This is a genomic window from Hallerella sp. (genome assembly GCF_022776125.1).
Taxonomy (GTDB): Bacteria; Fibrobacterota; Fibrobacteria; order Fibrobacterales; family Fibrobacteraceae; genus Hallerella; species Hallerella succinigenes.
The window spans coordinates 1-12,979 of record NZ_JALFIA010000006.1; the positions used below are offsets into that span (position 1 = coordinate 1).

At 51.5% G+C, this 12,979-nt stretch carries 29 protein-coding genes; all 29 read left to right on the plus strand.

What is annotated here, in order from left to right; all coding sequences use genetic code 11:
• On the plus strand, positions 1 to 127 hold a 127-nt coding region (locus MR847_RS00525), incomplete at its 5' end, for an EF-Tu C-terminal domain-related protein (protein ID WP_501174747.1).
• A 9-nt stretch (positions 128 to 136) separates the two neighbouring features.
• Positions 137 to 445 (plus strand): 30S ribosomal protein S10, encoded by a 309-nt coding sequence (gene rpsJ, locus MR847_RS00530; RefSeq protein WP_100425454.1) that lies wholly within the window; start codon positions 137 to 139, stop codon positions 443 to 445.
• A gap of 5 nt (positions 446 to 450) precedes the next feature.
• Positions 451 to 1,068, plus strand: a complete 618-nt coding sequence (gene rplC / locus MR847_RS00535; RefSeq protein ID WP_106519310.1) for a 50S ribosomal protein L3 — start codon at positions 451 to 453, stop codon at positions 1,066 to 1,068.
• Positions 1,068 to 1,691: a 50S ribosomal protein L4 gene (gene rplD, locus MR847_RS00540; RefSeq protein ID WP_100425456.1), complete on the plus strand. Its 624-nt coding sequence runs from the start codon at positions 1,068 to 1,070 to the stop codon at positions 1,689 to 1,691. The genes rplC and rplD overlap by 1 nt, the downstream gene beginning before the upstream one ends.
• Positions 1,688 to 1,990, plus strand: a complete 303-nt coding sequence (gene rplW, locus MR847_RS00545; RefSeq protein ID WP_100425457.1) for a 50S ribosomal protein L23 — start codon at positions 1,688 to 1,690, stop codon at positions 1,988 to 1,990. Before rplD ends, rplW begins: the two co-directional genes overlap by 4 nt.
• A 2-nt stretch (positions 1,991 to 1,992) precedes the next feature.
• Positions 1,993 to 2,826: a 50S ribosomal protein L2 gene (gene rplB, locus MR847_RS00550; protein ID WP_287722587.1), complete on the plus strand. Its 834-nt coding sequence runs from the start codon at positions 1,993 to 1,995 to the stop codon at positions 2,824 to 2,826.
• A 3-nt stretch (positions 2,827 to 2,829) separates the two neighbouring features.
• Positions 2,830 to 3,111, plus strand: coding sequence for a 30S ribosomal protein S19 (gene rpsS, locus MR847_RS00555; protein WP_100425459.1), 282 nt, complete (start codon positions 2,830 to 2,832; stop codon positions 3,109 to 3,111).
• Positions 3,111 to 3,467, plus strand: coding sequence for a 50S ribosomal protein L22 (gene rplV / locus MR847_RS00560; RefSeq protein WP_100425460.1), 357 nt, complete (start codon positions 3,111 to 3,113; stop codon positions 3,465 to 3,467). The genes rpsS and rplV overlap by 1 nt, the downstream gene beginning before the upstream one ends.
• A 3-nt stretch (positions 3,468 to 3,470) precedes the next feature.
• The gene (rpsC, locus tag MR847_RS00565; RefSeq protein WP_100425461.1) at positions 3,471 to 4,136 is read left to right on the plus strand and encodes a 30S ribosomal protein S3; all 666 of its coding nucleotides are present in this window, start codon (positions 3,471 to 3,473) and stop codon (positions 4,134 to 4,136) included.
• A gap of 3 nt (positions 4,137 to 4,139) precedes the next feature.
• On the plus strand, positions 4,140 to 4,553 hold the full coding sequence (rplP, locus tag MR847_RS00570; protein WP_106519309.1) for a 50S ribosomal protein L16: 414 nt from the start codon (positions 4,140 to 4,142) through the stop codon (positions 4,551 to 4,553).
• Positions 4,553 to 4,747, plus strand: a complete 195-nt coding sequence (rpmC, locus tag MR847_RS00575) for a 50S ribosomal protein L29 (protein ID WP_100425463.1) — start codon at positions 4,553 to 4,555, stop codon at positions 4,745 to 4,747. The genes rplP and rpmC overlap by 1 nt, the downstream gene beginning before the upstream one ends.
• A 17-nt stretch (positions 4,748 to 4,764) precedes the next feature.
• Entirely contained in the window at positions 4,765 to 5,019 is a 255-nt protein-coding gene (gene rpsQ, locus MR847_RS00580) for a 30S ribosomal protein S17 (RefSeq protein ID WP_100425464.1), read from the plus strand.
• A gap of 24 nt (positions 5,020 to 5,043) precedes the next feature.
• Complete coding sequence (gene rplN / locus MR847_RS00585) at positions 5,044 to 5,412, plus strand: 50S ribosomal protein L14 (RefSeq protein WP_100425465.1); 369 nt, start codon at positions 5,044 to 5,046, stop codon at positions 5,410 to 5,412.
• On the plus strand, positions 5,412 to 5,717 hold the full coding sequence (gene rplX / locus MR847_RS00590; RefSeq protein ID WP_100425466.1) for a 50S ribosomal protein L24: 306 nt from the start codon (positions 5,412 to 5,414) through the stop codon (positions 5,715 to 5,717). The genes rplN and rplX overlap by 1 nt, the downstream gene beginning before the upstream one ends.
• Positions 5,718 to 5,727: 10 nt before the next feature.
• On the plus strand, positions 5,728 to 6,270 hold the full coding sequence (rplE, locus tag MR847_RS00595) for a 50S ribosomal protein L5 (RefSeq protein ID WP_100425467.1): 543 nt from the start codon (positions 5,728 to 5,730) through the stop codon (positions 6,268 to 6,270).
• A gap of 8 nt (positions 6,271 to 6,278) precedes the next feature.
• Positions 6,279 to 6,464 (plus strand): type Z 30S ribosomal protein S14, encoded by a 186-nt coding sequence (locus tag MR847_RS00600; RefSeq protein ID WP_073305497.1) that lies wholly within the window; start codon positions 6,279 to 6,281, stop codon positions 6,462 to 6,464.
• 13 nt (positions 6,465 to 6,477) lie between these two features.
• Positions 6,478 to 6,870 carry a 30S ribosomal protein S8 gene (gene rpsH, locus MR847_RS00605; RefSeq protein WP_100425468.1) on the plus strand — a complete coding sequence of 131 codons (393 nt, stop codon included), beginning with the start codon at positions 6,478 to 6,480 and terminating at the stop codon, positions 6,868 to 6,870.
• Between the two features lie 8 nt (positions 6,871 to 6,878).
• Entirely contained in the window at positions 6,879 to 7,418 is a 540-nt protein-coding gene (gene rplF / locus MR847_RS00610) for a 50S ribosomal protein L6 (RefSeq protein ID WP_100425469.1), read from the plus strand.
• A 9-nt stretch (positions 7,419 to 7,427) separates the two neighbouring features.
• Entirely contained in the window at positions 7,428 to 7,799 is a 372-nt protein-coding gene (gene rplR / locus MR847_RS00615; protein WP_100425470.1) for a 50S ribosomal protein L18, read from the plus strand.
• Positions 7,800 to 7,809: 10 nt separating this feature from the next.
• Entirely contained in the window at positions 7,810 to 8,292 is a 483-nt protein-coding gene (rpsE, locus tag MR847_RS00620) for a 30S ribosomal protein S5 (protein WP_241899490.1), read from the plus strand.
• 10 nt (positions 8,293 to 8,302) lie between these two features.
• Entirely contained in the window at positions 8,303 to 8,482 is a 180-nt protein-coding gene (rpmD, locus tag MR847_RS00625) for a 50S ribosomal protein L30 (protein ID WP_100425472.1), read from the plus strand.
• 2 nt (positions 8,483 to 8,484) lie between these two features.
• Positions 8,485 to 8,928: a 50S ribosomal protein L15 gene (gene rplO / locus MR847_RS00630; protein ID WP_100425473.1), complete on the plus strand. Its 444-nt coding sequence runs from the start codon at positions 8,485 to 8,487 to the stop codon at positions 8,926 to 8,928.
• A gap of 2 nt (positions 8,929 to 8,930) precedes the next feature.
• Entirely contained in the window at positions 8,931 to 10,292 is a 1,362-nt protein-coding gene (gene secY, locus MR847_RS00635) for a preprotein translocase subunit SecY (RefSeq protein ID WP_100425474.1), read from the plus strand.
• Positions 10,292 to 10,510 carry a translation initiation factor IF-1 gene (gene infA, locus MR847_RS00640; RefSeq protein ID WP_100425475.1) on the plus strand — a complete coding sequence of 73 codons (219 nt, stop codon included), beginning with the start codon at positions 10,292 to 10,294 and terminating at the stop codon, positions 10,508 to 10,510. Before secY ends, infA begins: the two co-directional genes overlap by 1 nt.
• Positions 10,511 to 10,534: 24 nt before the next feature.
• On the plus strand, positions 10,535 to 10,651 hold the full coding sequence (gene rpmJ / locus MR847_RS00645; protein ID WP_100425476.1) for a 50S ribosomal protein L36: 117 nt from the start codon (positions 10,535 to 10,537) through the stop codon (positions 10,649 to 10,651).
• A gap of 8 nt (positions 10,652 to 10,659) precedes the next feature.
• Positions 10,660 to 11,028 carry a 30S ribosomal protein S13 gene (gene rpsM, locus MR847_RS00650; RefSeq protein WP_100425477.1) on the plus strand — a complete coding sequence of 123 codons (369 nt, stop codon included), beginning with the start codon at positions 10,660 to 10,662 and terminating at the stop codon, positions 11,026 to 11,028.
• 11 nt (positions 11,029 to 11,039) lie between these two features.
• Entirely contained in the window at positions 11,040 to 11,477 is a 438-nt protein-coding gene (gene rpsK, locus MR847_RS00655; RefSeq protein ID WP_100425478.1) for a 30S ribosomal protein S11, read from the plus strand.
• Between the two features lie 21 nt (positions 11,478 to 11,498).
• On the plus strand, positions 11,499 to 12,473 hold the full coding sequence (locus tag MR847_RS00660; RefSeq protein WP_100425479.1) for a DNA-directed RNA polymerase subunit alpha: 975 nt from the start codon (positions 11,499 to 11,501) through the stop codon (positions 12,471 to 12,473).
• 5 nt (positions 12,474 to 12,478) lie between these two features.
• Positions 12,479 to 12,958, plus strand: coding sequence for a 50S ribosomal protein L17 (rplQ, locus tag MR847_RS00665; protein WP_100425480.1), 480 nt, complete (start codon positions 12,479 to 12,481; stop codon positions 12,956 to 12,958).
• Positions 12,959 to 12,979 lie beyond the last annotated feature (21 nt).

Sequence of the window (12,979 nt, forward strand, 5' to 3'; positions counted from 1 at the left end):
GGGCGACACCGTCACGATCGACGTCGAACTCATCGCACCTGTTGCTATGGAACAGCAGCTCCGCTTCGCAATCCGCGAAGGTGGCCGTACGGTCGGTGCTGGTTCCGTCACTGAAATCATCAAGTAAGGAATAACAATGGCTGGTGAACGCATTCGTATTTGCTTGAAGTCGTTCGATCATCGCATGATTGATCGTTCCGCTCAAGATATCGTAAATACGGCAAAGAACACGGGAGCCCGCATCGCGGGTCCGATCCCTCTCCCGACCAAGATTCAGAAGTACACGGTTCTTCGCTCTCCGCATGTCAATAAGGCGTCCCGTGAACAGTTTGAATCTCGTACCCACAAACGCTTGATTGACATTCTGGACGCTACTCCGCAGACCGTTGATTCCCTGATGAAGTTGGAATTGCCGGCAGGTGTCGAAGTCGAAATTAAGGTGTAATACAAATGAACGGTATTCTCGCAAAAAAATTGGGAATGACCCAGGTATTCACGGAACAGGGCGAATGCGTTCCTGTAACGGTTCTCGAAGCCGGTCCGTGCGTGGTCGTTTGCCACAAGACTGAAGAAAAAGATGGCTATACCGCGATTCAGGTCGGTTTTGGCCTCGTCAAGGAAAGCCGCGCTGATAAGGCTACCATTGGTCACTTCAAGAAGGCTAACCTCGATGTCCGTGGTTACCTCGCTGAATTCGATGTCGAAAACCTCGAAGATTGGCCGATCGGTAAGGAATTTGGTGCTGCTGATTTCGCAGATGCGAAGCTCGTTGACGTCTCTGGTATTTCCAAGGGTCACGGCTTCTCCGGTACTGTGAAGCGTCATGGTTTCCACACCGGTCCGCGTGGTCACGGTACTCACAACATTCGTGAACCGGGTGGCCTTTCTGCTCACTCCTATCCGGGTCGTGTTTTCCCGGGTAAGAAGATGGCTGGTCAGTATGGTAACAAGAAAGTCACTGTCAAGCACCTCCAGGTGGTCAAGGTTGACGGTGAACGCAATTTGATCTTTGTTCGCGGTGCTGTTCCGGGCCCGAAGAATGGAGTCATCGTGGTGAGGAAAGGCTAATGGCAAAGGCAAAGCTCTACGCCGCTAGCGGCGAATTTAAGAACGAAATCGATCTCCCGGCCGTTTTCGATACTGAGGTTAACAAGGTCTGCATTTACTTGCACATCAAGGCAATCCTCAACAACCGTCGTCAGGGTACTGCTCAGACCAAGACTCGCTCTCAGGTCAGCGGTGGTACGACAAAGCCGTGGAAGCAGAAGGGTACCGGTCGCGCTCGCGCTGGTCAGAACACTTCCGCAATCTGGGTCCGTGGTAACAAGGCTCATGGTCCGAAGTCCCACGACTACTTCGAAAAGGTGAACAAGAAGGTGAAGCGTCTTGCTTTCCATTCTGCCCTTTCCGACAAGGCTCAGGAAGGCAAGATCCTCGTGTTCGAAAGCCTCTCTTTCGAAACTCCGAAGACCAAGGACTTCCTCTCTGTGGTTAAGAAGGCTGGCCTCGAACAGCGCAATGCGCTTTTCCTCGTCGGTTCGAACGATAAGAATCTCCGTCTCTCCTCCGCCAACGTTCCTTGGGTTCGTACGGCTCGCGTGCAGGACGTGAACACTTACGATCTCGTTCGTGCAAACAATATCGCGATCTCCCAGGAAGCTCTGGGTGAACTCACTGGAGGTTCCAGATGAAAGAACTCCACGAAATTCTGAAAGAACCGCACATCACTGAAAGTTCTTCCAAGAATATGGTTAACCCGCGCACGGGTGTCCACCAGTATGTTTTCAAGGTCGGTCTTGATGCTACCAAGCAGGAAATCAAGAATGCAATCGAATCCCGCTTTGGCGTGAAGGTTGATTCCGTGAATACCTTGATCAACCGTGGCAAGATGAAACGTGTTCGTATGGCTGTAGGCAAGAAGTCCAACTGGAAGAAGGCTTACATCACATTGAAGGCTGGCAACAAGATTGCCGAGTTTGAAGGAGTGTAACTATGGGTCTGAAAAGCTATAGACCTCTTACCCCGACTCTGCGTTACAAGCAGCTGAACGATAAGAAGGAAATCACTGCTGACAAGCCGTACAAGCCTCTTACCGTTGGCAAGAAGCGCAGCTCTGGCCGTAGCAACGTTGGTGAAATCACCTCCCGTCGTCGCGGTGGTGGCCACAAGAAGGCTTACCGTATTATTGACTTCAAGCGTAATCGTGTTGGTATTCCGTGCACGGTTGAAACGATTGAATACGATCCGAACCGTTCTGCGCGCATCGCTCTCGTGAAGTATGCAGATGGCAAGCGTCAGTACATCATCGCTCCGGCTAACATCAAGGTCGGCGATGTGCTCAACTCCGGTGTCGGTGCTGAATACCGCATTGGTAATGCTCTTCCGCTGAAGGACATTCCGCTCAACGCTACGATTCACAACGTCGAAATGATTCCGGGCAAGGGTGCTCAGATTGCTCGATCCGCCGGTGCTGGTGCGGAACTGATTGCTAAGGATGGCAAGCTCTGCCAGGTCCGTCTCCCGAGTGGCGAAATCCGCTACATTCCGGAAGATGCTCTCGCAACAGTTGGTCAGGTTTCCAACATCGACCACATGAATGAATCTTCGGGTTCTGCAGGTCGATCCCGCTGGCTCGGTATTCGTCCGTCCGTTCGCGGTGTCGTGATGAACCCGGTCGACCACCCGCTCGGTGGTGGTGAAGGTCGAACCTCTGGTGGTCGTCACCCGGTTTCTCCGTGGGGCAAGCCGGCCAAGGGTAAGAAAACTCGTAACAACAAGCGTACAGACCACTACATCGTGCGTCGTCGCCAGAAGAAGAGGGCATAAGCTATGTCGAGATCCCTTAAGAAAGGTGCTTTCGTGGATTCCCACGTTTTGGTCAAGACCAAGGCGATGAACAGCTCCGACAAGAAGCAGCCCATCAAGACCTGGTCCCGTCGTTCTACCATCATTCCTGATATGGTCGGCTTGACTTTTGCTGTGTACAACGGCAAGCAGTTCATCCCGGTTTATGTGACGGAAAACATGGTTGGTCACAAGCTCGGTGAATTCTCTCCGACCCGTACCTTCCGCGGTCACCGTAAGGTTGAAACTGCAGGAGGATCCAAGTAATGAAAGCTACAGCAAAAGTAAAGAATATCCGCTACGGTGTGCTCAAGCTCCGTTTGGTTACGGATTTGGTTCGTGGCAAGTCTGTTGATCAGGCTTTCGCAATTCTCTCCGTTCTTCGCAACAAGAAGAAGGGTGCTCCGATCGTCGAAAACGCTCTCAAGTCCGCTGTTGCGAACTTCAAGCAGAAGGCTCCGGGTGCAGTCACTACGGAAGAACTCAAGATCGATTCCATCTATGCTGATGGTGCTACGATTATGAAGCGTATGCGTCCGCGTTCCCATGGTAGCGCAGACCGTATCGCCAAGCCTTTGTCCCACTTGACCGTCGTTGTTGCTGACAACGCTGATAAGGAGTAAACTATGGGTCAGAAATCTCATCCGTATGGTCTTCGTCTCGGCGTTATCGATGACTGGCAGTCCAAGTGGTATGCCGAAAACGATAAGTTCGCAGACTTCCTTTATGAAGATATCGTCCTCCGTCGCTACTTGATGAAGCGCTTCGAACATGCCTCCCTTGCTAAGGTGGGTATCGAACGCACCGTCAAAAAGGTGAACGTGAACCTCTTCACCGCCCGTCCGGGTGTCGTGATTGGTAAAAAGGGCGAAGAATTGGATCGTTTGAAGAGCGAACTCCAATATCTTACCGGCAAAGAAATCTATATTAGCGTCCACGAAATCAAGCGTCCGGAAGCTGATGCGAAGCTCGTTGCCGAAAACATTGCTCGTCAACTTGAAAAGCGTGTTTCCTTCCGTCGCGCGATGAAGCGTGCGATGCAGAGTGCAATGCGCATGGGCGTCGAAGGCGTGAAGATTCAGTGCGGTGGCCGTCTCGGTGGTGCTGAAATCGCTCGTGTTGAAAAGTATGCTGAAGGTCGCGTACCTCTGCACACCCTTCGTGCTGATATCGATTATGCAACTGCTACCGCTAAGACCGTTTACGGTTCTGTCGGTATCAAGGTCTGGATCATGCACGGCGAAAAAATTGGTAAGGACGTTTTCACGGCCGAACCGAAGAGAGAGAAGTAAATTATGCTGAGTCCTAAAAGAACTAAGTTCCGCAAAGAACAGAAACGTCGTATGAAGGGACGTGCCACCAGCGGTGACACTCTCGCTTTCGGCGTGTACGGTATGCAGGCTCTCGAAAAGTGCTGGATCACGGCACGTCAGATCGAAGCTGCTCGTATTACGATGACCCGTACCATCAAGCGTGGTGGTCACGTTTGGATCCGCATTTTCCCGAGCAAGCCGGTTACGCGTCACCCTGCCGAAGCCCGTATGGGTAAGGGTAAGGGCGCTGTCGAATTCTGGGCAGCAGTGGTTCTCCCGGGCCGCATCATGTTCGAAATGGATGGCGTTGATCGCGATCTCGCTTTCAAGGCTCTCCGTGATGCAGCACAGAAGTTGCCGATCAAAGTTAAAATCGTGGAGGCTTCGGAAATTTAATGAAAGCATGCGAACTCAAAGAATTGAGCACCGAACAGCTTCAGGAAAAGCTCTCTCAGCTCAACCTCGACTTGTTCAACAACCGGTTCTCTGCTAAGACTGGCAACAGCGTAGAGAAGCCTGTGACGGCACGCGCTATCCGTAAGGACATCGCACGCGTCAAGACCATTCTTACCGAAAGGGCCAAGGCTTAAGCCGGCAGGAGCAAAAAATGGATAGAAACTCTCGTAAAGTGAGACAGGGTGTCGTTTCGTCTAGCGCTATGGACAAGACGATCACGGTTGTGGTTGAAGACCGCAAGCGTCACCCGATTTACAACAAGATCATGAAATCCACGTCTAAGTTCAAGGCTCATGACGAAAAGAATGAAGCCGAAGTGGGCGATACCGTGGAAATTATGGAAACCCGTCCCCTTTCCGCAACGAAGCGCTGGCGCTTGGTTCGGATCGTGGCTAAGAAGAAGTAATCCTTCTGGAGTAAGGCGAATACTATGATTCAAGAAGAAACAAGACTGGTCGTGGCCGATAACAGCGGTGCGAAAGAAGTCGCCTGCATCCGAGTTTTGGGTGGATCTAACCGACGCTATGCCAGCATCGGTGACGTCATCAAGGTAGCTGTCAAGGACGCTATCCCCCAGAGCAAGGTGAAGAAAGGCTCTGTTGCAGATGCTGTCGTGGTCCGTACACGCAAGGAAATCAGTCGTAAGGACGGATCCCTGATCCGTTTCGATGATAACGCTGTCGTCCTCATTACGAAAGACGGCGAACCCCGTGGAACCCGTATCTTTGGACCTGTGGCCCGCGAACTTCGTGACCGCAATTTCACAAAGATTATCTCTCTCGCACCCGAGGTGCTCTAATGTCTAACATCAAGAAGAACGATAACGTGAAGGTTATCTCCGGCTCCTATAAGGGAAAGACCGGTGCCGTGCTCAGCGTTGATCCGAAGAAGGGTCGCGTGATTGTTGCTGGCGTGAACGTTCACAAGCGTCATGAAAAGCCGAGCCAGACCAATCAGACTGGTGGCATCGTTGAAAAGGAACTCCCGATTGACATCTCTAACGTGATGCTTCTCGAAGGTTCCACTCCGGTTCGTACTCGTCGTGTCCGTGAAGCGGGCAAGAAGAGCGTTCGCGTGAGCGTCAAGTCCGGAAAGGCTCTGTGAGGTCGTAACAATGAGCACAATGAAGAAAGATGTTTACGAAAAGACCGTCGTTCCGGCTCTCCAGGAAAAGTTCGGTTATAAGAACGTAATGCAGATTCCGCGTCTGCAGAAGATCGTTATCAACATGGGTGTTGGTGACGCAGCTTCCAATCGCAAGATCTTGGACGAAGCGCTCGACACACTCGCCGCTATCACCGGTCAGAAGCCGATCGTGACGAAGGCTCGCAAGGCTATTTCCAATTTCAAGCTCCGCGAAGGTCTTGGAATCGGCGCTAAGGTGACCCTCCACGGCGAAAACATGTGGGATTTCCTCTATCGCTTTATCAACATTTCCTTGCCGCGTGTGCGTGACTTCCGTGGTCTTCCGCGTCGCGGTTTTGATGGCAGCGGTAACTACACGCTTGGCATCAAGGAACAGTCGATCTTTGTGGAAATCGATATTGACAAAATCTCTACGACTCTCGGTATGGACATTTCCTTCGTGACTTCCGCTAAGACGGACGACGAAGGTCGTGCTCTGCTCGAAGGTCTTGGTCTCCCCTTCAGGAAGTAAGGTATACCATGGCAAGCAGAAGAATGATTGAAAAGTGCAAGCGCACTCCGAAATACACGGTTCGTGGGTATCATCGCTGCAAGCGTTGCGGTAGACCGCACGCTTACATGCGTCGCTTCGGTTTGTGCCGTATTTGCTTCCGCGAAATGGCACTCGCCGGTGAAATCCCGGGTATCACCAAATCTTCCTGGTAAGGAGCATTAAAAAATGGCAACAGATACAATCGCCGATATGCTCACTCGCATCCGCAATGCCGTCGCGGCAAAAGCGCCTGTGGTGGACATCCCTGCCAGCAACCAGAAGCGTGAAATCGCTCGCGTTCTGCAGGAAAAAGGTTTCATTAAGAAGTTCGTCGTCGTTGAAGATGGCAAGCAGGGCATCCTCAAGATCCTTCTTCGCTACACGAACGGCGTTCCGGCAATCCAGGGCATCCAGCGCGTTAGCCGCTCGGGTCTTCGTATGTACAGCGATGTAGCGAAGCTTCCGCGCGTCCGCAACGGTCTTGGCTATGCTATTATCTCCACTTCTAAAGGTGTGATGACCGATCACGAAGCTCGCAAGGAAAATGTGGGCGGCGAAGTCATCGCAAAGGTCTGGTGAGGTAGAAGATGTCTCGTATCGGAAAAGCTATCATTCATATCCCTGCAGACGTTAAGGTTGCAGTGGATGGACAGAACATCCAGGTCGAAGGCAAACTTGGCAAGCTCTCTACCAAGGTGCACGACCTCATCAAGATCAACCTCGACGGTGACAAGCTTTCGTTTGAACGTCCAGATGATTTGAAGTTCAGCCGCGCAATTCACGGCACGACCCGCGCTCTCGTCGCTAACATGGTCGAAGGCGTTTCCAAGGGTTTCGAAAAGAATCTTGAAATAGTCGGTGTCGGTTACCGCGTGGAACAGAAGGGCAAGGATCTGAACCTTGTTCTCGGCTTCTCCCACCCGGTTATCTACAAGGCTCCGGAAGGAATCACCTTGAAGGCTGTTGATCCACTGAAGATCAGCGTCACTGGTATCGATAAGCAGAAAGTTGGCCAGGTTGCAGCAGAAATCCGCAAGTACCGTCGTCCAGAACCGTATAAGGGCAAGGGCGTTAAGTACGTTGGCGAATATGTCCGCCGCAAGCAGGGCAAGAAGACAGGTAAATAAGGTAACGTTATGGCTGTTATTGCAAAGAAAAGACTTGAGTCCAGAATTGCGCGTCATGCACGTGTTCGCAAGACCGTCAACGGTACCCCCGAACGTCCGCGTCTTGCTGTCCGTCGTACGCTTTCTAACATGATCGCTCAGATCATTGACGACGTTTCTCACAAGTCCTTGGTTCAGGTTTCTACCTCTTCTAAGGATTTCCAGGCTAAGTTTGGTGAACTCACAAAGACCGAACAGAGCAAGAAACTCGGTAATCTCATCGCTGATGAAGCGAAGGCTAAGGGCATCTCTGCTGTTGTCTTCGATCGTGGCGGTTACATTTATCACGGTCGCGTTCAGGCTCTCGCAGAGGGAGCTCGTGAAGGCGGACTCCAATTCTAAGAGGTACACTTTGGAACGCGAAGCTCAAGTTTCTGAATTTGAAGACAGAGTTGTGCACATCAATCGCTGTGCCAAGACCGTGAAGGGCGGCCGTCGCATGTCCTTCAGCGCTCTCGTTGTCGTCGGCAACAAGAAGGGCAAGATTGGTGTTGGCCTCGGCAAGGCTAAGGAAGTTTCCGAAGCTATCCGTAAGGGTACCGAAGCGGCTCAGCGCAACCTTATCGAAGTGAACGTTCAAGACGGAACCATTCCGCACGACATCGAAATCAAGTATGGAGCAACTCGCATCCGCTTGATTCCGGCTGCTCCTGGTACTGGCGTTATCGCCGGTGCAGCGGCTCGTGCGGTTTTGGAACTCGCTGGCGTCCACAACATTCTTACCAAGATCTATGGTTCTTCCAATCCGAGCACCGTGGTGCAGGCTTGCATCGAAGGTCTCACTTCTCAGAAGAACAAAAATGACTACGCTGTATTGCGCGGTCAGAACGCCTGAGGTCTAAGAAATGAAAAAAGTGAGAATTACCCAAGTTAAGGGAACGATCCACACCCAGCCGAAGCATAGAGCGAACATTGCTGCTCTCGGTCTTCACGGTATTGGAACCTCTAACGAAATCGAACTGAATCCGGCTATCCAAGGCATGATCAATGCAGTTCGTTTCTTGATCAAGGTCGAGGAGATTTAATCATGCAACTCAATAGTATCAATGCTGCCAAGAGTGCTCTTACGAAGGGACGTAAGCGTATCGGCCGTGGTCCGGGCTCCGGTTGGGGTACGACTGGCGGTCGTGGTCAGAAGGGTGCTGGCGCTCGTAAGAGTGCTAAGGCCGGTCGTGTTGCTTTTGAAGGTGGCCAGATGCCGATGCATCGCCGTATTCCGAAGCGAGGCTTCAAGTCCCAGTTCGTGCGTGATACGCAGATCGTGAACCTCAAGGCTATCGAAAACTCCGGCGTTGTTGAATTCGACGCAAAGGTTCTTTTCGACCAGGGTCTCGTCCGCAGTGTCAAGAAGCCGATCAAGGTTCTTGGTTACGGCACGATCACTAAGGCTGTCACTCTCAAAGTCAACGCTATCAGCGAAAAGGCCAAGGCGGCTGTTGAAGCTGCTGGCGGCAAAGTTGAGATCGTCTAATAATGGAAGCTCTGAAGAAAGCTATTGACGGTTTCGTCAACGCCTTCAAGATGGAAGACCTGAGGAAGAGAATCCTCTTTACCTTGGGGCTTCTTATCGTGTATCGCATCGGCTCGCATATCACCATTCCGGGTGTGGATGCTACGGTTTTGGCTGAATACTTCCGTAACAGTAACAATATGTTCGGTTTGTATGACTCCTTCACCGGCGGTGCTTTCGCTAAGGCTACGGTTTTTGCCTTGGGCATTATGCCGTACATCAGCGCAAGCATTATCATCCAGTTGATGGGATCGGTGATTCCTGCGATTCAGATGCTTCAGAAAGAAGGCCAAGAAGGTCGCGCTAAGCTGAATCAGTATACGCGCTACTTCACGGTTCTCCTCGGTGCTCTTCAGGGCTGGGGCGTGGCCGTTTGGCTTTCTAGCTTGAAAATTTCCACCGCAACCGGTACAGGTGTTTCTGTGCTTACGGACGGTTTCCAGTCCGGGCTTGGAAATATCGGCTTCCGGTTACTTGCTACGCTTACCTTCACCACGGGAACTATCTTTGTAATGTATCTCGGTGAGAGAATCACTGCAAAGGGTGTTGGTAACGGAATCTCCCTGATAATCTTCGCCGGTATCGTAGGCGGACTTCCGAGAGCATTCTTCCGCGAACTTGAAATGTTTACCGAAGGTATTCAGCCGCTCGCTATTGAGATTTTCATTTTGGCAGTGGTTGTGGCTATCATCGGTTTCATCGTGTACGTGGAACAAGCTGTTCGTCGTATTCCGCTTCAGAGCCCGCGCAGAGTGGTCGGACGCAAGGTGATGGGTGGCCAGGCTAGCTATTTGCCGTTCAAGGTGAATACGGCTGGTGTCATTCCGGTTATCTTTGCTTCTTCCATTATGTTCGTGCCCGCGATTATCGCTTCGTGGATGCCAAACGTGAGCTGGGCTCAAACCTTTGCAAGCGTCTTCATTCCTGGCCATCTCACGTATAGTGTGATTTTCGCCGTGCTGATTATCTTTTTTACTTACTTCTATACGGCTATCCAGTACAATCCCACTGACATTGCGGATAACCTCAAGAAGTCGGGTGGTTTTATTCCGGGCATTCGTCCGGGAAAGAAGACCGCTGAGTATATTGACCACATTTTGACTCGCATTTCGCTTCCGGGATCCATTTTCCTGGCTGTAATTAGCGTTGGTCCGCTTCATTTGAAAGACGCTTTGAATATGTCTTTCTATATTGGTGGCACCTCGGTCTTGATCGTGGTCGGTGTTGCGTTGGATACGCTTCGTCAACTCGAAGCCCATCTCAATACGAATAACTACGCAGGTTTCCTTAAACATGGCCGCATTCGCGGCAGGATGGCGTCCTAGTGGCTAAAGAAGAAGGCATTCAAGTAGAAGGCGTTGTGTTGGAAGCTCTTCCTAACGCGTTCTTCCGTGTTGGCCTTGAAAATGGTCACGAGATTCTCGCACATGTTTCTGGAAAAATGCGCCGGCATTTTATCCGCATCTTGCCGGATGACAAAGTGTTGGTCGAAATTTCCCCGTACGATCTGTCTCGGGGAAGGATCACCTACCGTTACAAGTAATAGGGACAAAAAAGGTTAGAACCTATGAAAATCAAAGCCTCCATCAAACCTAGATGTGAAAACTGCAAGATCGTTCGTCGCAAGGGCGTTCTTCGCATCATCTGTTCTAAGAATCCCCGTCACAAGCAGAGACAGGGTTAGGAGATTTTATGGCACGTATTGCTGGTGTCGACTTGCCGAGAAACAAGACCGTCGAGTATGGTCTGACGGCTATCTACGGAGTCGGTCTTTTCACCTCTCGTAAGATCTGCGCTCAGTTGGGCATCGATCTGAAGAAGAAGTGCGATGATTTGACTGAAGAAGAACAAGGTAAGATTCGTCACGTTCTCGAAGACGAATATTCTGTGGAAGGTCAGCTTCGTGCAGAAACGACCTTGAATATCAAGCGTCTTCAAGATATCGGATGCTATCGCGGAACCCGTCATATGAAGCATTTGCCGGCCCGTGGTCAGCGTACCCGTACAAACGCTCGCACTCGCAAGGGTCCGAAGAAGACCGTTGCTAACAAGAAGAAGTAAGGAGACGATCCGTGGCAGACGAAGAAGTTAAAGAAACCGTTCCGGCCGCTGCAGAAACTGCTGCTCCCGCCGAAGAAAAGGTTAAGAAAGGTAAGAAGCGTGTTGACGTTCAGGGTATCGCCTGCGTTAACGCATCCTTCAACAACACTATCGTGTCGATCACTGACGCTCGTGGCAACGTGGTTGCTTGGGGTTCTCCGGGAAACTCTGGTTTCAAGGGCTCCCGCAAGAGCACTCCGTTCGCGGCTCAGCTCGCTGCTGAAGCAGCTGCTCACAAGGCATACGACCTCGGCATTCGCAAGGTTGATGTGCGCGTGAAGGGCGCAGGTGGTGGACGTGAATCCGCCGTTCGCGCTATCAAGAACGCTGGCATCGAAGTGCTGACGATTCGTGACGTGACCGGTGTTCCGCACAACGGATGCCGTCCTAAGAAGAAGAGAAGAGTTTAATCTCAACAGGGGAAAACGCCAATGATGTGGAAATCTCTCCAAATGCCTCGCAGTTTCCAGAAAGTGGAAACAGGCGAAGACGGACGCTACGCCAAGTTTGTCGTGGAAGCCCTGGAACGCGGTTGGGGCATTACTGTCGGTAATGCTCTTCGCCGTACGCTCCTTTCCTCGCTGCAAGGTGCTGCAATCGTCTCCGTGAAAATCGCTGGAGTCGAGAAGGAATTCTCGTCTATTCCGGGAGTGAAGGAAGATGTCACGGACATTATCCTGAACTTGAAGAGCATTCGCGTTAAGCTGCTCTCCGACCACGACGAAACGCTTCGCTTGGATATGTCTGGCGACGGTGAAATCACCGCTGCAAACATCGAGGAGAATCCCAACGTGGTGATCCTTACCCCGGATGTCCATATTGCGACGCTCTCCGGAAATGCATCTTTGAGCATGGAGCTCAAGGTCTCTTCTGGACGCGGCTATGTGGTTGCAGACGAGTTGAAGAACCCGGACGCCCCGATTGGTGAAATCGCCATGGATGCAAACTTCAACCCGGTGTTGAAGGTTGCTATGCATGTTAGCGACACTCGCGTGGGTCAGAAGACGGACTACAACCGTTTGGAATTGGAAATCACGACCGACGGTTCCATCGATCCGGAAGACGCTCTTGCTTATGCAGCAAAGCTCCTTGTGGATCACTTGGAAGCCTTCATCAACTTCGAAGGGGATCTCGCATCTCCGGAAGAAATGGTTGAAGACGAAGAACGTCAGCGTATTGCCGGCCGTCTTCGTATGCGCGTGGACGAACTTGAACTCTCCGTTCGTTCCAGCAACTGCCTCCGTATGGCGAACATCCATACGATTGCAGAACTTGTTCGCAATAAGGAACAGGACATGCTGAAATACAAGAACTTCGGTAGGAAGTCCTTGGTTGAACTTAACGACGTATTGACATCGATGGGTCTCAGCTTCGGCATGAACGTCGATGAATACTTGAAGGATTAAGAAAAATGAGACACGGTGTAAAGAACAAGAAACTCGGTGTGAACGCACAACATAAGCGTGCCATCCTCCGTAGCCTCGCGACTTCCATCCTCGAAAAAGGCCTGGAAGAGGATCAGCTCAACCGCCCTGTGCGTACGACTCTCCTCAAGGCTCGCCTTGTCCGCGGTGTTGTGGATCGCTTGGTGACCTATGCAAAGAAGGGTGACCTCTCCGCTCGTCGTGAAGCCGCTCGTATAGTTCGCGACCCGAAGGTCCTCCAGGGACTCTTCAATGTGATTGGCCCGCGTTATAAGGACCGCAACGGCGGTTACACTCGCGTGCTGAAGCTCGGTCCGAACCGCGCAGGTGACGCTGCTGAAATGGCTTTGGTTTCTCTCGTTGAAGATGAAGTCAAGGCTAAGAAGGCTCCGAAGTCTGAAGCTCCGGCTGCCGATGCAAAGCCGATTGACATGGTCAAGGGCGCTGCTAAAGAAGCTGAAAAGTAAATCGTTCTAGATTTCACAAGG